Annotated in this window: 21 protein-coding genes; 3 read left to right on the top strand and 18 right to left on the bottom strand. The window is 43.4% G+C overall.

The window, feature by feature from the left end; genetic code table 11:
- Positions 1–5 precede the first annotated feature (5 nt).
- Positions 6–1,079, bottom strand: a complete 1,074-nt coding sequence (gene nagZ, locus GHNINEIG_RS06845) for a beta-N-acetylhexosaminidase (protein WP_135795956.1) — start codon at positions 1,077–1,079, stop codon at positions 6–8.
- 276 nt (positions 1,080–1,355) lie between these two features.
- On the opposite strand from nagZ, the gene GHNINEIG_RS06850 reads away from it, so the two are divergent.
- Positions 1,356–4,076: an EAL domain-containing protein gene (locus GHNINEIG_RS06850; protein ID WP_135795957.1), complete on the top strand. Its 2,721-nt coding sequence runs from the start codon at positions 1,356–1,358 to the stop codon at positions 4,074–4,076.
- 32 nt (positions 4,077–4,108) lie between these two features.
- On the opposite strand, the gene GHNINEIG_RS06855 is transcribed toward GHNINEIG_RS06850, so the two are convergent.
- The 17 genes from GHNINEIG_RS06855 to rimO form a co-directional block, all read right to left on the bottom strand.
- A complete protein-coding gene (locus GHNINEIG_RS06855; RefSeq protein ID WP_135795958.1) occupies positions 4,109–4,927 on the bottom strand; it encodes an ABC transporter permease in 819 nt (272 codons plus the stop codon).
- Between the two features lie 10 nt (positions 4,928–4,937).
- Entirely contained in the window at positions 4,938–5,861 is a 924-nt protein-coding gene (gene nikB / locus GHNINEIG_RS06860) for a nickel ABC transporter permease (RefSeq protein ID WP_135795959.1), read from the bottom strand.
- Positions 5,858–6,343 carry a L,D-transpeptidase gene (locus GHNINEIG_RS06865; protein WP_135795960.1) on the bottom strand — a complete coding sequence of 162 codons (486 nt, stop codon included), beginning with the start codon at positions 6,341–6,343 and terminating at the stop codon, positions 5,858–5,860. Before GHNINEIG_RS06865 ends, nikB begins: the two co-directional genes overlap by 4 nt.
- A 168-nt stretch (positions 6,344–6,511) precedes the next feature.
- Positions 6,512–7,069, bottom strand: coding sequence for a TetR/AcrR family transcriptional regulator (locus GHNINEIG_RS06870; protein WP_189636854.1), 558 nt, complete (start codon positions 7,067–7,069; stop codon positions 6,512–6,514).
- A 148-nt stretch (positions 7,070–7,217) separates the two neighbouring features.
- Complete coding sequence (locus GHNINEIG_RS06875) at positions 7,218–7,820, bottom strand: DUF2238 domain-containing protein (protein ID WP_135795962.1); 603 nt, start codon at positions 7,818–7,820, stop codon at positions 7,218–7,220.
- Between the two features lie 17 nt (positions 7,821–7,837).
- Positions 7,838–9,349, bottom strand: coding sequence for an ABC transporter substrate-binding protein (locus GHNINEIG_RS06880; protein WP_135795963.1), 1,512 nt, complete (start codon positions 9,347–9,349; stop codon positions 7,838–7,840).
- A 54-nt stretch (positions 9,350–9,403) separates the two neighbouring features.
- A complete protein-coding gene (locus GHNINEIG_RS06885) occupies positions 9,404–10,798 on the bottom strand; it encodes a TolC family outer membrane protein (protein WP_223260853.1) in 1,395 nt (464 codons plus the stop codon).
- On the bottom strand, positions 10,779–11,279 hold the full coding sequence (locus GHNINEIG_RS06890) for a CYTH domain-containing protein (RefSeq protein ID WP_135795965.1): 501 nt from the start codon (positions 11,277–11,279) through the stop codon (positions 10,779–10,781). Before GHNINEIG_RS06890 ends, GHNINEIG_RS06885 begins: the two co-directional genes overlap by 20 nt.
- 46 nt (positions 11,280–11,325) lie before the next feature.
- Entirely contained in the window at positions 11,326–12,234 is a 909-nt protein-coding gene (gene cysM, locus GHNINEIG_RS06895) for a cysteine synthase CysM (RefSeq protein WP_135795966.1), read from the bottom strand.
- 22 nt (positions 12,235–12,256) lie between these two features.
- On the bottom strand, positions 12,257–13,156 hold the full coding sequence (locus GHNINEIG_RS06900; RefSeq protein WP_135795967.1) for a prenyltransferase: 900 nt from the start codon (positions 13,154–13,156) through the stop codon (positions 12,257–12,259).
- 4 nt (positions 13,157–13,160) lie between these two features.
- Positions 13,161–14,012 (bottom strand): hypothetical protein, encoded by an 852-nt coding sequence (locus GHNINEIG_RS06905; RefSeq protein WP_135795968.1) that lies wholly within the window; start codon positions 14,010–14,012, stop codon positions 13,161–13,163.
- Between the two features lie 27 nt (positions 14,013–14,039).
- Positions 14,040–14,705 (bottom strand): glutathione S-transferase family protein, encoded by a 666-nt coding sequence (locus GHNINEIG_RS06910; RefSeq protein WP_135795969.1) that lies wholly within the window; start codon positions 14,703–14,705, stop codon positions 14,040–14,042.
- 199 nt (positions 14,706–14,904) lie between these two features.
- The gene (locus tag GHNINEIG_RS06915) at positions 14,905–15,456 is read right to left on the bottom strand and encodes a DsrE family protein (RefSeq protein WP_135795970.1); all 552 of its coding nucleotides are present in this window, start codon (positions 15,454–15,456) and stop codon (positions 14,905–14,907) included.
- Positions 15,457–15,601: 145 nt separating this feature from the next.
- Positions 15,602–15,859 (bottom strand): YfhL family 4Fe-4S dicluster ferredoxin, encoded by a 258-nt coding sequence (locus tag GHNINEIG_RS06920; protein WP_135795971.1) that lies wholly within the window; start codon positions 15,857–15,859, stop codon positions 15,602–15,604.
- Between the two features lie 6 nt (positions 15,860–15,865).
- A complete protein-coding gene (gene trhP / locus GHNINEIG_RS06925; RefSeq protein ID WP_262982078.1) occupies positions 15,866–17,293 on the bottom strand; it encodes a prephenate-dependent tRNA uridine(34) hydroxylase TrhP in 1,428 nt (475 codons plus the stop codon).
- A gap of 106 nt (positions 17,294–17,399) precedes the next feature.
- Positions 17,400–17,906 (bottom strand): DNA-deoxyinosine glycosylase, encoded by a 507-nt coding sequence (locus tag GHNINEIG_RS06930; protein WP_135795973.1) that lies wholly within the window; start codon positions 17,904–17,906, stop codon positions 17,400–17,402.
- Between the two features lie 70 nt (positions 17,907–17,976).
- Positions 17,977–19,338, bottom strand: a complete 1,362-nt coding sequence (gene rimO, locus GHNINEIG_RS06935; RefSeq protein ID WP_135795974.1) for a 30S ribosomal protein S12 methylthiotransferase RimO — start codon at positions 19,336–19,338, stop codon at positions 17,977–17,979.
- A 268-nt stretch (positions 19,339–19,606) separates the two neighbouring features.
- On the opposite strand from rimO, the gene GHNINEIG_RS06940 reads away from it, so the two are divergent.
- A complete protein-coding gene (locus tag GHNINEIG_RS06940) occupies positions 19,607–20,749 on the top strand; it encodes a porin family protein (protein WP_135795975.1) in 1,143 nt (380 codons plus the stop codon).
- Positions 20,749–21,297, top strand: coding sequence for an FMN-binding protein (locus GHNINEIG_RS06945; RefSeq protein ID WP_135795976.1), 549 nt, complete (start codon positions 20,749–20,751; stop codon positions 21,295–21,297). Before GHNINEIG_RS06940 ends, GHNINEIG_RS06945 begins: the two co-directional genes overlap by 1 nt.
- The last annotated feature ends 12 nt before the right edge of the window (positions 21,298–21,309 follow it).

Raw genomic sequence — 21,309 nt, forward strand, 5'->3', positions numbered from 1 at the left:
ACCATTCATACCAAAAGTCCTTGTTGGTTGACACTGTTTAAAAATTGACTGACATGCGAGGCCCGTGATTGCCATAATGGATTATTATGCAACTGAGAAAACTTGAGATGGCCTTTTCCATGCAACCGAATTAACCGGGCATGTGATAAGGGACCGGTTTCCCATGTCACCTGGCTTAACACCTCATCGGCGGCTATTGGATCGTTGCACACTAAAACCAAATCACAGCCCGCTTTTAAAGCTGCGGTTACACGCGTCGGCGCATCACCAAACTCTGTTGCAGCATGCATCGACATATCATCGCTGATAATCGCTCCATCGAAATAACATTTCTGCCTCAAGATATCCTGCAACCAAACTTTTGAAAAACCCGCTGGCAAATCATCCACTTGAGGATAACGAACATGTGCGGGCATCACAGCATCCAATCCATTTTCAATTAACTTTAAAAACGGTTGAATATCTTTATGGGCTATCTCCTGGAATTCTCTATGATCAACCGCCACCTCTAAGTGCGTATCGGCTTGAATATAACCATGTCCTGGAAAATGCTTAGCTACGGAAGCCATTCCTGCATCACGCATTCCTTTGACTAAAGCACTTCCAAGCTTACCAACGATAACAGGGTCAGAATCAAACGCTCGATCTCCGATAACCCGGCTGTCACCATAGTCTAGATCCACTACCGGTGCAAAACTAAAATCAACCCCGACAGCTAACAACTCTGTCGCCATCAACCAGCCCACTTGTTGAGCCAGCTCTAAACCTTCTTTTTCATTCATTCGAAAACTTTTTCCAAGTTGCCCCATAGCAGGCAACATCGAAAACCCTTTCTTAAATCGCTGGACTCGCCCACCCTCATGATCCACACCAATCAGAAGCTTAGGGTGGCGTAACTGATGGATTTCTGTTGTCAAAGCTTGAAGTTGTTCGATGGACTCATAGTTTCGGCTAAATAAAATCACACCGGCGACCAAAGGATCCAACAATCTTTCTTTTTCATGTGCTTGTAAAGTTGTCGATTCTAAATCAACCATAATGCAGCCTAAAGGCATGGCTTGGCCTAATAATTTTTCCATATTTTCCTAAAGTGATATCTTTATTATTTTGATGATTATAAACGTATCAAGCTTGAATAAAGAAGCTCTGTTAGCTTCTTAGAATCAAAAAGTGTAAAAAATATGAATTTAAGGATAAAATTGATCAGGTTTAATGAAAAATACTATTAAAGACGTATAATTCTCAAAATTACCTTATTAAACTAAGGGCCTTATTATTAAGCCGACCTAAAAGGTCTTTTTTAATGATAGAATTCCGTCAACACACATGTCAAATAAAGAGATATTCCTATTTTGATGTCACTTAAAAACTTCATAGCCCCCACCGTCTTTTCATTAATGATGCTGGTGATTACTTTTGCCATTATTGGTATTTATGTTGATGACCAGCAAAATGAAATTCAGCAAAAGGCTTATTCCAACAAAGCTAAAGAAATTCAAGACCTGATTCAAACACTGATTGAAAACAAACAAGAAAAAGTCTCTTTTATCACACTCTCTTTGGCACAAGACGATAAGTTAAAAAAAGCACTTTTAAATAATAACCATCAATTGTCTTATGATGGCTATTTAAATGCATTAGCTAAAGTATCGGATTTTAAAAACATTTGGCTGCATATTATCGATGAACATGGCCGAAGCTTTTATCGAAGCTGGACACCCAAACAAGGTGACAATATTTTAGAAAAGCGCTTGGATTTACAACAGATGTTTAAAGATCCCAAGCCAATGCAAACCATTAGTACCGGAATTTATGACCTAACCTTTAAATCCAGCGTTCCGATTTATCATGATAAAAAATTTATTGGCGTGTTTGAAACCATTGCTAAATTCAATTCCATCGCGGCCAAACTAAAACACAAAAACATCGATCCTGTTTTTTTGGTGGACAAAAGCTACCACTCTCAACTGAAAAGACCCTTTACCCAAACTTTCTTAGACGATTATTATGTCGCTAACTTAAATGCTGACCCCAAACACCTTGATGACATCAAACAAAACCAACTGATCGATTACAGCCATCAACCTCGTCATCTTCCCTATTTTGTCGATCAACAAAAACAACAATTAGTAACTTATTATGAGTTGCCCAACGTCAACAATGACCCAATGGGACACTTTTTCTTCTTTTACCCTTTAAATAAAATTGAAACGGGTCAACTTTCAAACAACCAATTCAGCCTCTACGTTTATGCAACCATCGGATATTTATTTTTTTTAATTATTTATTTCTATCAACTGAATAAACGTGAAAAAACGCAGATTACCGAATTTAATCAACGCTTGACCGAGTCTGTTCATCAGAAAACGCGCCAACTATCACATCAAAAATACTTCTTACAAAACGTTATCGATGGCGTCTCTGATTCCGTCGTGGTCTACGATAAAAATTTATCCATCACCATGAAAAATGAGGCTGCAGAACAACTAATCGGTTTAACCTCGTCTTCAAAGCAATATAGTCATGACGTAAATAAAAACGAGCAAAGCCGTGATTACCTAGAAACGGTTACCAAATGTTTAAAATCAGCCAAGCCTGAAAAAGCAGTGCACCATTTTATCGATCAACATCAAAAATCTCGTTATTTTGAATTCACCGTCACTCCGTTAGTGGATGGGAGCGGTCAACTCAATTCTGTGATTCAACTTGGACATGAAATTACGAATTATTTAGACATTCAAGAACAACTTCAACAGCAAAAGAACGATTTAGACTTCATAGCCTATCATGATCCTTTAACCGATTTACCTAACCGGGTTCTCTTTCTTGATCGTTTAACGCAAGCCATTCATCAAGCACAGCGTAATCACGACAAGGTCGCTCTATTGTTTATCGACCTGGATCGTTTTAAAGAGATCAATGACTCTTTTGGTCATGCCAGCGGGGACTTGGTTCTCATTGAGTGTGGCAAACGCCTTAAAAAAGCCATTCGTGAGATTGACACCGTTGCCCGTTTAGGAGGTGATGAGTTTACGATCTTAATCGATGAACTGAAGACCAATAATGTCATCATTAATGTGGTCAAAAAGATCATTAAAACGCTTTCCGATCCCATCTTTGTGAATGAAAACATTTTTCACATAACAGCCAGCATAGGCATTAGCATTTTCCCAAACGACGGAACCGATGCCAATCAATTATTACAAAATGCCGATGCTGCGATGTACCAGGCAAAAGAAGATGGTAAAAACACATATCACTTCTATACTAAAGAAATGACCGAACAAGCCTATAATCGCTTATTAATGGAAAATAATTTACGTGATGCCCTAGATAATCAACAGTTTGAACTGTATTACCAACCTCAAGTAGACATTACAACCAATCGAATTGTCGGTTTTGAAGCTTTGGTTCGCTGGAATCATGAACAAAAGGGTATTATCCCCCCTGATCATTTCATTCCCTTAGCGGAAGAAACGGGGCTTATTATACCGTTAGGAAAACAAATCATTGATATGGCTTCACAGACTATTTCTGAGTGGCATCGAGCTAATTTAACCCGTGCTCGCATGGCAATAAACGTTTCCGCCAAACAGTTACGCGACAATCGTTTTTTTCATAACTTAAACACAGCATTAAGCAAGAACAACTGTCAATCAGACTGGGTTGAAATTGAAATCACGGAAAGCTCCGTCATGCAAGACCCTGAATTAGCTATCCAGCTTCTGAGTAAACTCAGACGAAAAGGCATTACCATCTCTATCGACGATTTTGGAACGGGCTACTCTTCTTTGGCTTATTTAAAGAAGCTTCCCATTACCAAAGTCAAAATCGATCGTTCTTTTGTTTCAAACTTACCTCAAGATAAAGATGATGCGGAAATCACCAAAGCGATTATCTCCATGAGCCAGAGTTTAAATTTGGACATTATTGCAGAAGGCATCGAAACACAGGAGCAACAAGATTTTGTCTTACAAGAAGGTTGTCAACTGATTCAAGGCTATTACTATAGTCGCCCACTGACGAAACAAGCAATGACTGAAAAGCTAGAAAGCATTCGGTTAAGAGAAGCATGAATAAACTGATTTATCTGCAATTGATTCCTAACTCATACATGACGGGGTCTGGCACGAACATCTAACCTGTCTCGCCATTGATCCCCTAATAGGTTCACTCCTAACACCACTAACATCAAGAGAACGCCTGGTGCCCAAACCAAGTGCGGAGCCACTAACAGATAACGGGTTCCCTCTCGGATCATATTCCCCCAAGAAGCATCCGGTGCCTGCACACCTAGCCCTAAGAAAGACAATCCTGCTTCTGAAATCACCGCCCCGGCAATACCAAAGGTCGCTTCAACACCAAGCGGGGCTAAAATCAAAGGGATCAGATGTCGAAATAAAATCAAATGTGTTGGAAGCGCCATTGCCCTAGCGGCCTGAATATGTTCGCGTTGCCTCAAGCTGAGCGTTTGAGCACGTGCCAGACGTGCATACCCCACCCAGCCCACGGTAACCAATGCAAAAACCACATTTTCAATGCCTGGCCCCAATACCGCTGCCAGCGCAATGGCTAATAACAAACCGGGAAAAGCCAAAAAAACGTCAATGATTTTAATAATGACTTTATCGACCCAACCACCGACATAAGCACTGTATACACCGATTGTCGTGCCAATCAAAGCGGAAAAAACCACCACCGAAACCGCCACTAAAAAAGAAGTTTGCGCGCCCATTAACAATCGATCCCAAACCGGACGCCCTAATTGATCATACCCCAACCAATTAGATAGGTCTCCCGGTTGTAAGAGTTTATCTAATTGCACTTCAATAGCGCTGACACCAACAAAACTGCCGGAAACAGCCATGACAATCCAAATCAGAACAATCAAATACGGTAGCTTTTTAATCCAACTAACTGCTTGCATCACCTTATTCCTATTTCGCCAATCGAATCCGAGGGTCTAACCAGGCATAGACCACTTCTGTTAAGCCATTGACGGTAATGTAAGCGACACTTATCACTAAAATACAGGCTTGCACAACCGGATAATCTCGCCGCTGAATAGAATCGACCAATAGCTGACCCAACCCCGGCCAATCGAACACCACTTCGGTAATCACCGCTCCACCCAATAAAGTGCCTAACTGAAGCCCCAAGATGGTGATAACAGGCAGCAAAGCATTGCGTAATGCGTGTTGCCCATATACACGAGAAGCCGACAAACCTTTGGCCTGTGCGGTACGAATATAATCTTCATGAAAAATTTCGAGTAATGAAGCACGTAACATTCTTGCCAGAATCGCCGACAAGGCGGTTCCCAACGTAATGGCAGGCAACACCCAAGATAAAGATTGTTCAGCCCCGCTAACCGGTAACCAAGCCAAACCAATCGAGAAAACCAAAATCAACATGGGCCCCAACCAGAAATTAGGGATAGACACCCCCAGCAACGACACCGTCATCGAAAAATAATCTGGCCAGGAGCCGGCTCTTAGCGCAGCCCAATAACCAAGTGGAAAGGCGATTAAAACGGCAATCAACAATGCCATAACGGCTAACTTTAAAGTATACGGGAAGCGTTCACCAATCAATTCAGAAACCGGTTGATGGTAAAATAAAGACTGCCCGAGATCGCCTTGCAGCAATCCATACAAATAGTGTCCGTATTGTTGCCAAAGCGGTAAATCGAGTCCGAGTTGTTTGCGAAGCAACGCTTCATCAGTTGGGCTGGCCCAGTCCCCCAACATCACAGCAACAGGATCTCCTGGCACCAGATGAATCAATAAAAACACCAGACTACTGACCACCCAGGTGATCAAAACCACCGACAAGAGCAATCTCACTAAATACTGAATCATGTGGCGATAACCATTTCCGTTCCAACCGGAATCAAATCAAACAAGGCCATTACATCTTGATTTCGCATACGAATACACCCATGAGATTTGGGCACGCCCATCGGCTCGGTATCGGGTGTACCATGAATATAAATATAGCGTTGCATGGTATCGACATCTCCCAAACGATTTTTACCCAATTCCAAGCCAGATAGCCATAAAATACGCGTTAAAATCCAGTCTCTTTCCGGCGCTGATTGCGCTAAGGCATCTGAATAAATTTCACCAGTCGGTCGTCTTGCGACAAAAACCGTATTCACTGGCATATTTTGTCCAATTTTTGCACGCACCACCAATCGTCCGCTTGGTGTCTTACCTGAATTTTTTTCACTTCCAATGCCATTCAAAGCCGTGCTGACTTCAAATGAACACACAGGGTCTGCGTCTTGCTCAGAGTCAAAAACATTTAAGGTCTGTTGAGGTACGGATAAATATAAAAACAAAATACAATCGTAAAATTCAGTAAAAAATCTATTTTAACGGGTTCTTTGAAAGATTGCCTGGAAAGAACTCCAAAACAATTAAAATTGACCAGGCCTGGCCATTTTTTCAATAAAAAATATCAGCTAAATATGAAACAAAGAAAGGGACGATAAAGCTTAAGAAGTCTTCTAGGAGTGCGCTTTATATTGTTCAATGGATTCCGGAGTAAAAATGGCAGACTGGTATGCATCCCAAATCATTTCAGCCAAATCCAAGTCTTGATCAAAGCCTTTTTGCTTCATTCTAAAACCTGATTTCATCACACCTTCAAATAACGCATTTGTAGGTTTCACCACCCCTTTCGCTTGAATCGAGATAAAAAAGGTTTCAAATAAATCTTCAAACCGTTTGAAACGTTCCACTAAATCTTCCGGACGCCCTTTTTGTTCAAACAAGTCAAACAAAAAATTATAGTCTTCAACCAAACGGTGCGTATTCTTCACCAAATACTCCATTTGCTGAATCGGTACATCTTGACCTTTTTCAGCCTGATTCAGGATGAGTACAATTTTTTCGATAAAGTCTTCGACAATGGCTAATAAAATGGCATCACGGCCGCAAAAATGACGGTGCAACGTCATTCGACTGATGCCTGCTTCTTTCGCAATGGATTTTAAAGGAGCACTGTAATCTTCATTCCAAACACATACGGCAGCGTTAATGATTTTTTCATATGTATTTTTCAAACAAGTATCCTTAATTCCTAATTACCTAACAACAGCGGGTCATAACAAGCAGGTATAACCTTTTTTAATGTGGTCTATTTTACTACACCTGTCAAGGTATGAGCATTGAAGTCGAAACACCCTCAAAACACCAGCCGAAAAAACGACCTTAGAGGGCTAATTGATTCTTAAGCTGTCGGTCATGAAGGCGCTTGAAAAACAGTAATGCTAAGATTGCGCCCAGCAATGCATACCCCATATCAGACTGGGTATCCCACTCATATCCCTGCGTTCCTAGAAAGGCTTCCGCAGCCTCTTCACTGATCAGTGCAACCCACCATTCAAGAAGTTCATAAAATGCGCTCAAGGCCAAAGCAAAAGTACCGGCAAAGAAATTTAACCAGGCCTGGCTTTGAATCACCTGTTTTCGGATTAAAATTTCACGAGCAATCAGAGTCGGAACCAACCCTTGCATCAAATGACCTAACTTATCAAAGTTATTCCGTTCTTCGCCCAAGAGCTGTCCAATCCAATCAAAAAGCGGTACTTCGGCATAGGTATAGTGCGCTCCAACAAAAAGCACAATCATGTGTAATAAGATCAGCACATAAAGCAATGGCGTAAGACGAAAGCTATAATACGTCCAAGCCATCACAACAATACCGATGAGGGCAGGTCCAGCTTCCAACCACCAGGTCACCGTATCTTTTGAGCCAATGGCAGACCAAATCGCAACCACTCCAAACACAGTCAACCAAGCCCATTTCAACATGACTTACCCTCTCTTAATTATGTCTCGCTCAACTCAACAGACAACAACCCATCAAATCGTCCATCTGAATAGAGCTGATATCCCTTAACCTGTGGGCGTGTCACGGCATACTGATCTTCATACCAAAGCGGAATAACGGCTAAGGTTTCCTGCAATCGCCTTTGTAACGCTTTGTATAACTCGGCCTGCTTGGTTAATGATTGGGTATGACCTGCTTGACGAATCAGCGCATCGGCCTGAGCATCTCGATACCGCCCTCGATTAGCACCTTTGGGTGGAATCGCATCACTGTCGAACACATATTGGAAAATGTCCGGACTTTTCACCCCTACCCAAGCCAAACTATACAGTTGAAAACGGCCCTGTTTAATATCATTGTAAAACGTTCCCCAGTCATAACTTTGCACCTTCAAAGCAATCCCGACCTTTCTCAACTGAGATTGATAAATGGTCGCCAATCGAATACGTGTCGGGTCCGATGAGGTTTTATAACTCAACTCTATCATTCCATCGTCATTGACCAGGTCTGGCTGTTTTTGCTTAAGAGAATCCACCAATTGCTTGGCTTTATCAGGACGATAATCAAAGCCATGAATGTCTGCCACCCCACTCCAATGTTCCGGCACTAGCAACCCACCCGCTAAACGCGCATGCCCATCGAAAATTGCATCAATAATCGCCTGTCGGTTAATACCGTAAGCCAACGCTTGTCGCATCTCTAACTGCGACAATAACGAGTCTTCAAAATTAAAACCGACATACCCAAAATTAGTGCCATCATGCCATTGCACATTTAAGTCATCCAGCTTGTCGCAGTATGAGACCAATTCAGGCGATAAGTCATTCTGAAGAATATCCAGTTCACCTTTGCGTAATTTCAGCACGCGTACGGTCGCATCTTTAACCGGAATAAAGACCAACTGCACAGCATCCGGGCGTTCTAAAACAAGCTTCTGCTCTGTCATCGACTTGAAAAAACACGGCCCTGAACCAATCGGTGTTTTTTGAAAAGCATGCTGATTGTCTATCAGATCCTTCGGCAAAATTCCAATCACCAAACGCCCGACAAACAATGCATCTGGCGACTCTAAATGAAAATCCAATTCCGCATTGTTTAGCACCTCAATTTTGGTGATTTTCTTTAACGAACCTCGATGAGGAGAACCTAATGCTTTATCGAGGATACTTCGATAGGTCGCGGCCACATCTTCCGCCGTTAAAGGCATACCGTGATGAAACCGTGGAAATTCTGTTAAAGTAAAACGATAGTGTGTTGGCGAGATTTGTTGCCAAGTGGCTAAATCGGGAATAGGTTCAAACGATTCATTAAAATCGATTAACTGACGATAAATCAACCGATTGACTCGGCTGGACAACGCATCCGTTGCCTGACGAGGATCAAGCATTCTGGGGCGAGAAGTCACCCCCACTCTTATTTGTCGCTCTTGCCCTTGAGAGGCGCAACTTTGTAACAGCAACCCTGTTGCGGAAACAAGGCTGGCTTTAAAAAAAGTTCTGCGGTTCAACATCACATTGCTCCGCGGTTTAAAATGCATAACAAGATACGATCCAAGCCAACATCATTAAGAAGGTGATTTTTCAAGCTTAGGCATCTTTTCATGAGTCGGGTTCGAAAGGATTTTATCAAACTGCACTAACTTGTCAGCCGTCAAGCGTCCCACCGTAGCTTCCAATTTCAACCGGCTTAACACCACATTATGCAACGACTCGGCTAAATTTCTTCTGGCTTGGAACATGTTAGTTCTCGCCGTCAAAACCTCCAACAAGTTTTTCAGTCCAACTTTATATCCTTCTTCTGCCGCTTCTAAGAACGCATCATTTGATAACACGGCTGCTCGGTTCGCCATCACCAATTCCATGCCACGCTCCACATTACGTACCTGAATACGGGCGTTCAGGCGAGCAGATTCTTTTGCATCACGCAAGCCTAGCGTGGCTGCCTTATAATTAGCTCTCGCTTCAGACACTTTGGCACTGACTCCCCCACCGGAATACAAAGGCAAGGTCGCATAAACGCCCACCATCAAATTATTTCGGTCAGCATACTGTCCAGGATAAAACGCATTGTAATCAGAATAAGATTGATCGGTATATTGTGCTTTCAAATCTACATTAAACCAGTGTCCGGATTTTTGCACTTCAACCTCTTTTGAAGCCACATTCGCGCTTTCCTCTACCTGAAGAACGTCTAGGTTTTGCTCTTCCGCCATGCTTTCCCATTTGCTCATATTCAGGTTTTGCGCAGGTAAATCAACATTCAGCTGAATCACTTTCAATTCACTGACTGGTTTTCCGGTGAGCTTCATCAGCTCTTCATAGGCAACATCCAAGTTATTCTCAGAAGTGATACGCTGTGATTTGGACAAGTCATAGCTGGATTTGGCCTGTAACACATCAGTCTTACTTGCAAGCCCTACTTCCGCTGAGGCTTTTGCTCTATCCCATTGGGTTTTATCCGCCTCTTCTTTTGCTTGCGCAAGTTTCACATCTTCTTGTGCCAACAACACCTTAAAATAAGCGTCTGAAACACGCACAATCAAATCCTGTTCCGCAAATTTAATTTGATACTCTGATTTTTGCATCTGATACTTTGCTTGCGAATAGCGTGCCCAATTGTCATGCTGATACAACGACTGCGTCATACTCACACCCAACTCACGTGTGGTGACATCCGCCGTATCGACATTACTGTCATTTTTAACGTAATTGGCATTGGCGGCAATCTGAGGTAACAAAGGAGAACGGGCAATATTTAAAGCTTCCTGGTTCGCTTGATACGTCGCTCGAGCTTGAGCTAACTTCGCATCATGCAACACCGCCATTTGATAAATATCAATTAACCCAGGAGCAGACCAAGCTGTCGACGACACCAGCATCATAGCGGCTGTTAAATTAGGTAGCATCAGGCTTTTCTTCTGAGCCTTTTGAACACGAGGGTTAGTTATCTTTTTCATCATCACTCCAATTGCAATATGGTCGCTGGCTTAAACTAATATTATAGTAGCGTGGAATTTCAGTCACTTCTTTAGCTGCCCAATCAGGTAGCTGAAGGGCTTCATCCTCCGAAGCCAATTCAACCTCGGCTACGATCAGACCTTCATTATCGCCTAAAAAGACATCAATTTCCCAAATATGTGACTCAAATGTAACATAATAACGAATTTTTTCAATTACCGGCCCGACACAAAGTGTTTTCAACATCTTTTTTGCATCGTCCAAATCAACCGGATATTCATATTCATCCCGACTCAAACCAATCTCTAAACTTTTGATATTAATATTGGCTTGCTCTCCTTCTATTCGAATACGAACCGAGCTTTTACTGCCGGGTTGCTGAATATCATTGAGATACCCCTGTGCAAAATGAATCTGTTTATCTGCGAGTTTTTTCCATTCCTCGCCTGTCACTAAAAATTTCCGTTCAATTTCTCTTGCCATAATTTTCTTATTGTCTGATGCTCTAAATTAAAATAACTTTAACCGCTTAACCGTGCGTCACGTTGCCTGTCGGAAAAACATTCGTGGATAAATACCGGTCACCACGATCACACACAATCGTAACAATCGTGGCGTTTTCAACTTCTTGCGCCAACTGTAAAGCAGCAGCCATCGCACCACCGGAAGACACGCCCGCAAAAATCCCTTCCTGCGTCGCCATTGAACGCATGGTGTCTTCCGCCACATCCTGCGACAAGTCAATCACCCGATCAACTCGACGGTCATCATAAATATCAGGCAGGTATTCTTTCGGCCAACGACGAATTCCCGGAATAGAAGCGCCTTCTGTCGGTTGCACGCCTACAATCTGAACCGCACTGCTTTGTTCTTTTAAAAACATCGACGTTCCCATGATTGTTCCTGTTGTGCCCATCGCACTGACAAAATGCGTTACCTGCCCTTCCGTGTCTTGCCAGATCTCTGGGCCCGTCGATTGATAATGTGCCAAAGGATTATCAGGGTTGGCAAATTGATCCAGCACCTTACCTTTTCCTTCCGCTTGTAACCGTTGCGCCAAGTCACGCGCGCCTTCCATGCCCGACTCTTGTGTCACCAGAATGAGCTCTGCTCCATAGGCCGCCATGGAGGCACGTCGTTCCATCGACATATTATCGGGCATAATCAGTTTTAAGCGATACCCCAGCATCGCAGAGACCATTGCCAAAGCAATACCGGTATTCCCACTGGTCGCTTCAATCAAAGTGTCTCCTGGTACAATCTCGCCACGTTTTTCAGCCTGCACAATCATATTCAGCGCTGGACGATCTTTCACTGAACCCGCCGGATTATTCCCTTCTAATTTGGCCAGCACCACACTGTTGGTATCCGGATTCACCATACGTTGTATTTTGACCAAAGGCGTATTGCCAACCGTATCCATTAAGGTTTTATACATAATTCTCTCCCACTACCTCCACTCAAGGTAAAGCCAATACCAATCCAACCGCAATCAGGCTAGGCATGAGCAACACCACAGAAACATTCAACCCCAGTGCCGGCAGCAATTTCGTTAACGAATGATGATGATATTTTACTGTAACTCGAAGCGGCCAAGCGAGAATCAGTGTAAAAAAGCCCAGGCCTGCCCAGTATGGAAGCCAGCCATCAATGATCATATAAGCGAGCACCAAATAACTTAACCCTAAAAAACTGTTAAAAATAACACTGCTGCTCTCAGAACCAAGGTGCATCAAAATATTAAAACGCCCCACTTTTCGGTCTGCCTCTTCATCGGGAAATTGATTTAAAAGCAATAAGTTATTTACCAAAAAGAACACGATGGTTGAAAGCCCGAAAATCACCCAGCTGTACTCCCCGGTTAGCACAAAATAAGACCCCGTCATCATCAAAGGGCCGAATGCAATACCAGGACTGATTAAACACAACCAAGGCCTACGCGTAATTTTAGAGGTATAAAAAAGAATGAGTAAAATACCCGCTATCCCAATCGGCAGCAGTTCCCAGCCACGCAAATAAACGAAAAAGACGCCTAAACTGACCACAATACCTAAAAACAAATACCCCAACGACCCCACCGCTTCGGCCGCTTGAGGGTTTTTAACCAGTGCTCCGCTGCCACCGCTGAAAGGCGTTCTTTCAGTCATGGCATCCAATCCGGATTCATAGTCTTCATATTCATTTAAAATATTAACGCTGATGTGCGCGGAAACGGCCCCAAGCAAAACCAGCATAAATAAAGGGGACGACCAATCAAAACCTTCATAAGAAGCGGTTGCTGCCACCAAGGCCATAATGACCAACGTCAGCAATAAAAACGGCGGTCGAGCCACCTCTAAAAAACTTTTTAACAGTTTCATTCTTTTATGTCCTATCGCTTCCGTTGATTAAGTAACCTTCCAGTCGTTTAGACCACCCTTTTAGCCAGCGAGCTTCATGGCGCTCCGGCGGAGACAACCTGACTCGGCGCGCCAACACGTCCTTAGCCGAAGCGACAAATTGTTTTAAAACAGAGTCGGACACATCTGGCGCCATAGCCAAAACCACGTCCACTAACCCCCAGCCTTTGCCTTGATACTGCTCTTTAGCATTTGCGCCCAACCCTTTGAAGTTATAGTAATCAATCATCGCAAAAAGACCGCGTTTATCTTGAATTAGCTGGGTGATTTTATGCCAGAAAAATTCAGCCTCAATCGGATGCAGTGTTTGAACTTGCTGCTCCAACTTCTGAATGAGTTGATGGGCGATAAATTGAGCTTGCAGCGACTGTGTTTCTTGCAACCAGTCTCGTAACTGAGTCAACTTTGTTTTTGACCAGGCCTGGTAGAATTCTGCCCGGTTTTGCCAAGGAAGACGAAAAGGAGAAAGCTGTCTTAACCATAAGGGGGCCGTTTGATGCTTTGAAACAAACGCGACCATCTGTGGAAACGTTTCCACAAAGGGCACGTCCAGTCCTTCTGGAATCCAAATAAAATGGCCAATACCAAAAGAAGGAAAGGGTTCAGCCTGACTCCAGTACGTTAAATATTTAGGGTTCTGATTGGCTTCATTCTGGTAAATACGGCGTGCAATCCAGTCATAATCGGAAGCGTCAAGTTGTTGAATTTTCAACTTTATTGCTTGAGCCGGTTGAGGAACCGGCTTTGTCCAGGCAAGCCCACTGAAAATAAAACACCCCATAACGCCTAGCATTAGACGCTGAAAGAAACTGTGCACCACCGCTACCTTTTTTAAACTATGCCCTTACTGACACAAGGTTGATAAATAACTGCCGTCAATATTTTTAAGCATACCCACGTACATTTGCGGCAATTCTGTTACAACAGACGATTTTACACAGTCTTCTGCCAAAAGATTGTCTGACCAACGCTTCATTTTAGGTAATTCGTCCAAGAAAGAAAAACCACACGCCAATGACATTAAGTCTAAACGCATAAAGAAAGGGGCATAAGCCGCATCAATCAAACAAAAATCCGCTCCATTGAAAAACGCTTTTCCACTATGAACCGACTCTAACTGATGCAACTTCTTCAACATACCATCACGAATTTCTTCGAATGCCGATTGCGACTTGGCTTGTGCCATTTTAAACATCGCCATATTCAGCTCATCGCCAAAGCTCATCCAAGCTCTATTTTTGGCCTTCAATAAAGGATCGTCAGGATGAAGCGAAGGAGGCGTGACTTCATCCACATACTCCTGAATCACAGAAGATTCAAACAAAACTTCTTGCCCTACTTTCAACACCGGCACTTTACCAAGTGGCGAGAGCTCTTTAAACCAGTCAGGAGGATTACCTAAGTCGATATAAGTGATATCAAAATCAATCTTTTTCTTCTTTAAAACAATCACTGCTCGTTGAACAAATGGACAAAGTTTAAAACTGATTAATTCCATCTTTTTCGCCATGGCTGCTCCCTGTTAAATCTAAAGAATGAATACACATCATACAAACTCTAGGCGACAGGTCAACAGAGGAGTGCTATACAACTGACAAGCCAAATAAGAAAAAGGCGCGAAAGCATCCGCTTAAGCGCCTGTCCAAAGAGGAGGATAAAAGTGAGCTGAATCCCTCATCTCTTTAAGGTAAAGGGATGCTTACAATGGATTATTTAATGAATTCTTTTGGTGTGTCAAAGAGTGCTTTTCGCTCTTTTTCTGAGAGTTGGTTAATCACAACAACCTGATACCCTAACGCTTTATAGTCATTTAATTGCGCCATGCCTGAATCGGAATAGCTGATAAACTCAGGGAAGTCTTCTCGAGTCAGGTTTTTCAAACCACCTACTGCCCCGCAAACATGCACAGAAACAGACTGATCTGTCACCAGCCGATTAAACATTGCATGCAAATCCGCATTTTGTGACTGGGCTTGTTTTTGCAAAGCGAATTCTTCCGCCCCATGGGTCACAACTGCAATATCAACACCCGGATAGCGTTTACGAATCAACTCGATTTGCTCAGTAACATAAGGCGCCAGCGAGTTTAAAGCATCGCTGTCCAAGGTTTCGATATCAAACACCACACCTTCCGGAACGTCTGCCTGATTTAAGATTTTTTGTACTTGGGGGTGAATATCAGAAGAATGGGATTCCGCTAAAACACTGATAAAACTCAATGAAAAGGTAATCAGAATAAAATAAAAAGCATATCGAATCATGGGAAGCTCCAATGATATACATCACTTATATCAAGTAAGTCACTTAATCATAGAAGCTTTATCGAAAAAATGCGAACACATTAATAAATCATTATAAACCAATCACTTATAACGCTTACAGCAACCTTAAAACAGCCGTGATCGATTAAATTTGATCATTTAAGACTAAATGTTCGAATTTCTTTACCAGGGTTTCCTTGTCTTCCACATGCTCGGGGTCAGTGATAATACAATCTACCGGGCACACACTGACACACGTTGGTGTATCGTAATAGCCAACGCATTCCGTACAAAGATCCGGATTGATCTCATAGATTTTCTTACCATAAGAAATGGCTTCGTTCGGGCACTCCGGTTCGCACATATCGCAATTGGTGCACCCTTCTAGAATCTTTAAGGCCATACGACATCAAACCTTCGCTGTTTCTTTGGCAGCCTGCTCACTGGCTTGCTTCTTTTCGCGCGCGGCAGCGTCACGTTTCAAGTCGCCACCCCAGGCTTCATTGCGCATCACCAGACCAAACTTCAAGGTTTCAACATCCAAGTCTTTAAATGGGTTCGGAATGCGCACACGCCAACCTGAGCCTAAAGCACACTCAACCGGCTTATCGTGATGATCCTGCATCTCAGCCAACTTCAACGTCACATTTCCAGCCGGCGTCATGATTTCAATCGAATCGCCTAAACAGAATTTGTTTTTCACATCAATTTCCAACAGACTCTGTCCGTCGCGCTCGACCACATCCAGCACTTCACCCACAAAACGCTGGCGATCGGATTTGGACACGCCATATTCATAATTTTGATATTCGGAATGCACATGACGACGCAAGAAACCTTCCGTGTAGCCACGGCTGGCCAAGCTTTCCAACTCACCCAACAAGCTCGTATCAAAAGGTCTGCCTGCGGCCGCATCATCAATCGCTTTACGATAGGCTTGTGCCGTACGCGCCACATAATAATGCGACTTGGTACGTCCTTCGATTTTTAAAGAATCCACACCCATTTCAACCAGCTCGGGAATCAACTCCACCGCTCGTAAATCTTTCGAGTTCATGATGTAAGTGCCATGCTCATCTTCAAACGCCGGCATATATTCTCCCGGACGTCCTTCTTCTTCCAACAACATCACTTCATCCGTCGGTTTCCCTTCGCCCAACGTCGGTTCAGGCCCAGAAAAATCAGCGGCATCAGACGTCAAATCGGTGATATTAGCGACTTTGTCCACCGGAATCCCGACGATGTCACCACTGTCATCTTCTTTACCTTCATAGGTGTTGTAATTCCAGCGGCATGCATTGGTACAAGTACCTTGGTTGGCATCACGTTTGTTGATGTAACCAGACAACAAACAACGACCAGAATAAGCGATACAAAGCGCCCCGTGCACAAACACTTCAAGTTCCATTCCCGGAACTGCTTCACCAATTTCACGAATTTCTTGAATCGACAACTCACGTGACAGCACCACACGGGCAATCCCCTGGTCATGCCAGAATTTCACCGTCGCCCAGTTCACCGCATTGGACTGAACGGATAAGTGAATTTCCTGCTCGGGATACTCAGCTCTCACCATCGCAATCAACCCTGGATCAGACATAATCAATGCATCCGGCTTCATCGCGATAATCGGTGCAATGTCACGCATATAGGTTTTGATTTTGGCATTATGCGCGGCGATATTACTCACCACATAGAATTTTTTGCCCAGCTCATGTGCACGCTTGATGCCTTTTTCCAAGGTTTCTTCATCAAATTCATTATTACGCACACGCAAGCTGTAACGAGGCTGTCCGGCATAAACCGCATCCGCGCCATACGCAAACGCATATTCCATGTTTTTATAGGTGCCGGCTGGCGAGAGTAGTTCTGGTGTAAAGTTTTCTGCTTTCAAGGCAAATTCCTTTAGATTAATTTCCGAGTTGGTAACAGGGTATTTTACTTTATTTAGTCAGTGTTTGCTGAAGTGTTTTATGCCAAAAAACCCTTTTATTTTCAAAGGTTAATCGAGCGTTTGCTGGACTGGTGGATGGCAGCGAATAAAACATCAAATCGTCCGGCAAAGATTGTTTTTTAACCACCTGTTTTTCAAACAGGTTTTGCGCGGCTTTACCATTAAACAGCACCACCTTCAGATCAGAGTAGGTTTGAAAAAGCGTTTCAAAATCATTCGGCTCCGGCTGTTTAATCGCTGAATCCAAACTCCCTTGGCGCTCACAGGCAGACAAGACATCCCAAAGCAAAATATCATTTTCAAGACACAAGGCTTTTTTGGCCTCAACCGAATCAACAGGCTGATTAAAATAATCCGCTAGAATCGGCCAAAACGCATTACGCGGATGCGCATAATAAAACGATTTTTCCAAAGAAACGACGCTCGGAGCGGTGCCTAAGATTAATAGCTTAGGCTGCGCTGGCACAATGGGAGAAAATCCCTGACATTTAGACATGTTCAATCTGTATCAATAAGCGCTGATAAAGTAACTTAAGCCGGATTAAAAACGACCAGGCCTGGCCATTTTAACCCAGCTCAACATAAGACGTTTCTTGCGGCACAAATTCACCGACAGGCGTGGCCCATAAGTCGTATTCATCCGCGGCGAACACTTCCACCTCGACAAAATCTCCCGGATTCAAATGATGCCCTTCTGGAATGAATACCATGCCATCAATTTCCGGTGCATCAGCTTTTGAGCGGGCAATGGCACCCTCTTCATCCACTTCGTCCACCAACACCTGAATCGTTTTACCGATTTTGGCTTGCATCTTATTCGCACTGATTTGCTGTTGCAGCTGCATAAAACGATCAAAGCGCTCTTGCTTAATGTCATCCGGCACCGGCTCGGCCAAATCATTCGCCACTGCGCCTTCGACTGGAGAGTATTGGAAACAGCCAACACGATCCAACTGTGCTTCTTCAATAAAGTCCAATAAATTCTGGAACTGCGCTTCGGTTTCGCCCGGGAAGCCGACAATAAATGTCGAACGAATGGTCAAGTCCGGGACCTGTTCACGCCATTTTTTAATGCGTTCAAGGGTTTTATCAACATTTCCCGGGCGTTTCATCGCTTTTAGAATATCAGGATCAGCATGCTGTAAAGGCATATCCAAATACGGCAACAACTTGCCTTCCGCCATAAAAGGAATCACGTCTTCCACATTGGGGTAAGGATACACATAATGCAACCGCACCCAAATCCCCAGTTCGCTCAAGGCTTCTGCCAAACCGAACATCGAGGTTTTGGTTGGGCGACCATCGGCAAATTCGGTTTTATATTTAACATCCACCCCATAAGCTGCCGTGTCCTGCGACACAACCAATAACTCTTTAACACCGGCATCTTTTAAACGCTTCGCTTCCGCCACCACATCCGACACGGGACGACTGACCAAGTCACCACGCATCGAAGGAATAATGCAGAAAGTACAACGGTGATTACACCCTTCAGAAATCTTTAAGTAGGCAAAGTGTTTCGGTGTCAGCTTAATGCCTTGCGGTGGCACCAAATCCACAAACGGATCATGCTTAGGTGGCGCAACCGCTTCATGTACTGCCGTCAAGACTTCTTCATATGCTGCCGGTCCGGAAACCGCCAAAACAGACGGATGTGCTTGCTCAATCACACCATCTTTCGCGCCCAAACAACCGGTGACAATCACTCGACCGTTTTCATCCAGCGCTTCGCCAATGGTGTCCAATGACTCTTGCACAGCCGAATCAATGAAGCCGCACGTATTCACAATCACCGCATCCGCATCTTCATAAGAATTCGTCAGGTGATACCCTTCCGCTTTCAATTGGGTCAGAATCCGCTCGGAATCGACCGTTGCCTTAGGGCATCCTAAGCTAACAATCCCGACAGTTGGTTGTTGTTGTGACATACATACTCCTAGTCTTGACCATGCGTTTGATAACAAAAGTAAACGCACGCATCACACAATATTTGAATGGGCACATTTTACCTGATTGCGCTAATTTTGTTTTTGATTCTCTGCGGACTTTTATCAAAAAGACGCTTTTATTTTTGATAACCTTATTAATACTGGTATTAATAATTATTCTCACTTAGATTGACATTGTGTTTTTTATCTCTACAATACACATCCGTAACGATAATAATTTTCATTAACAAATAAAGAGAGTCTTTATATGAAACTTAAAAAAATCTCATTTTTAGTCAGTGCCCTACTTGCCTCACAAACTGCTATGGCGGCAAGCAACCCAGAAATTGAAGAATTACGTCAACAAATTAATGCCTTGGCACAGCAAGTCGAAGACTCTAAAACTTCAAACAAATCGAATACCACCATTGGCGGGTATGGCGAACTGCACTATAACAACCTAAAGACAACGCAACCCGGGCAAGCTGATTCTGAGAAGAAGGAAATCGACTTCCACCGTTTTGTTATGTTTCTTGGGCATGAATTTAACGACAAAATTCGTTTTTTCTCTGAAGTTGAAATCGAACATGGTATTGCCGGTGAAAGTCAAAATGGTGAAGTCGAAGTTGAACAGGCTTATGTTGAACTGGATTTAAACAAGCAACTGAGCACCAAAGCTGGTATGGTTTTAGTACCCGTCGGGATTTTGAATGAAACCCACGAACCACCAACTTTTTATGGCGTTGAGCGTAACCCAGTTGAAAAAAACATCATCCCGGCCACTTGGTGGAATGGTGGTTTAACCCTTAACGGACGCTCACAATCTGGTTTCAGTTACGACGTAATGATCTCTGAAGGGCTTTATTCTGCCGATGGTTACAGCATTCGTGATGGCCGTCAAAAAACCAGTGAAGCCAAAGCCAATGACTTAGCCTATACCGGGCGCATCAAATACACAGGCGTCCCTGGACTGGAACTGGCCGCCACTGCACGTTATGAATCAGATTTAGGCCAAGGCACTTTAGCAAGCAAAGCGCCTGCAACCTTATTGGAAACACATGCAATCTATACCATTGACCAATTCACGGTTAAAGGGCTTTATGCACAGTGGGATATCTCGGGTGACGCCGCTGAAGCAGCCAATGCTGATCAGCAATCAGGGTATTATATTGAACCAAGTTATAAGCTGACAGAGAAGTGGGGTGTTTTCACACGTTATAACAGCTGGAAAAGCTGGGATTCTAAATCAATGTCTAACGACGATTTTAATCAAATTGACGTTGGTGTAAACTACTGGCCACATCCAGACGTAGTATTCAAAGCGGATTATCAGTGGAAAACCCAAGATTGGAAAAACCAAAACGACAAGAAAACCAACGGCTTCAACCTTGGTGTAGGCTATCAATTTTAATGATGAATAAGATAAAACTCAGTGTTTATCTATTATTGACTACCCTCTCTCTACTTTCCGTAGAGAGCCAGGCTTCCTCTATGCCGGAGGAAGTCACCCAATTCATACAAACCAACTTTTCTGACACCGCTCAGAGAAAGTTCCTGTGGCTCACAGGAGACAAAAAACAAATCTCCAGTGACATCTTAAGCCACCCCTATTACAAAATTCGAGCACCCTATTGGCAAGCCGCGAATGCTAATCGCTCTCGCTCCGCTAAAACGTTATGGGTTCTGGAAGAAATCGGTAAAGAAAAACTGATTACCATCGGTGTGGTGATTGAACAGCAAAAAATTCAATCCGTACGCATTCTTAAATTCCGCGAAAGCCGGGGTTGGGAAGTGGAACTGCCCAGTTTTACCGAACAGTTCGAAGGCAGCCAGCTAAATGACTCTCAACAACTGACTCAATCGGTCGACGGCATCAGTGGTGCGACACTTTCTGTGCGAGCGGTCACCAATATCGCACGTTTAGCGCTATACTTACAAACAACACTCCCAAATCCCTAAAACGGTTCTTAA

This window comes from Hydrogenovibrio crunogenus (genome assembly GCF_004786015.1).
Lineage (GTDB): Bacteria > Pseudomonadota > Gammaproteobacteria > Thiomicrospirales > Thiomicrospiraceae > Hydrogenovibrio > Hydrogenovibrio crunogenus.

Coding starts and splice junctions, on each gene's coding strand:
- GHNINEIG_RS06850 (WP_135795957.1), top strand. CDS start 1,356: ATGTCACTTAAAAACTTCATAGCCCCCACCGTCTTTTCATTAATGATG.
- GHNINEIG_RS06920 (WP_135795971.1), bottom strand. CDS start 15,859: ATGGCCTTAAAGATTCTAGAAGGGTGCACCAATTGCGATATGTGCGAA.
- GHNINEIG_RS06915 (WP_135795970.1), bottom strand. CDS start 15,456: ATGATTCGATATGCTTTTTATTTTATTCTGATTACCTTTTCATTGAGT.
- GHNINEIG_RS06900 (WP_135795967.1), bottom strand. CDS start 13,156: ATGAAACTGTTAAAAAGTTTTTTAGAGGTGGCTCGACCGCCGTTTTTA.
- GHNINEIG_RS06910 (WP_135795969.1), bottom strand. CDS start 14,705: ATGGCGAAAAAGATGGAATTAATCAGTTTTAAACTTTGTCCATTTGTT.
- trhP (WP_262982078.1), bottom strand. CDS start 17,293: ATGGAATATGCGTTTGCGTATGGCGCGGATGCGGTTTATGCCGGACAG.
- GHNINEIG_RS06880 (WP_135795963.1), bottom strand. CDS start 9,349: ATGTTGAACCGCAGAACTTTTTTTAAAGCCAGCCTTGTTTCCGCAACA.
- GHNINEIG_RS06885 (WP_223260853.1), bottom strand. CDS start 10,798: ATGATGAAAAAGATAACTAACCCTCGTGTTCAAAAGGCTCAGAAGAAA.
- GHNINEIG_RS06940 (WP_135795975.1), top strand. CDS start 19,607: ATGAAACTTAAAAAAATCTCATTTTTAGTCAGTGCCCTACTTGCCTCA.
- cysM (WP_135795966.1), bottom strand. CDS start 12,234: ATGTATAAAACCTTAATGGATACGGTTGGCAATACGCCTTTGGTCAAA.
- GHNINEIG_RS06945 (WP_135795976.1), top strand. CDS start 20,749: ATGATGAATAAGATAAAACTCAGTGTTTATCTATTATTGACTACCCTC.
- GHNINEIG_RS06930 (WP_135795973.1), bottom strand. CDS start 17,906: ATGTCTAAATGTCAGGGATTTTCTCCCATTGTGCCAGCGCAGCCTAAG.
- nikB (WP_135795959.1), bottom strand. CDS start 5,861: ATGATTCAGTATTTAGTGAGATTGCTCTTGTCGGTGGTTTTGATCACC.
- GHNINEIG_RS06875 (WP_135795962.1), bottom strand. CDS start 7,820: ATGTTGAAATGGGCTTGGTTGACTGTGTTTGGAGTGGTTGCGATTTGG.
- rimO (WP_135795974.1), bottom strand. CDS start 19,338: ATGTCACAACAACAACCAACTGTCGGGATTGTTAGCTTAGGATGCCCT.
- nagZ (WP_135795956.1), bottom strand. CDS start 1,079: ATGGAAAAATTATTAGGCCAAGCCATGCCTTTAGGCTGCATTATGGTT.
- GHNINEIG_RS06890 (WP_135795965.1), bottom strand. CDS start 11,279: ATGGCAAGAGAAATTGAACGGAAATTTTTAGTGACAGGCGAGGAATGG.
- GHNINEIG_RS06855 (WP_135795958.1), bottom strand. CDS start 4,927: ATGCAAGCAGTTAGTTGGATTAAAAAGCTACCGTATTTGATTGTTCTG.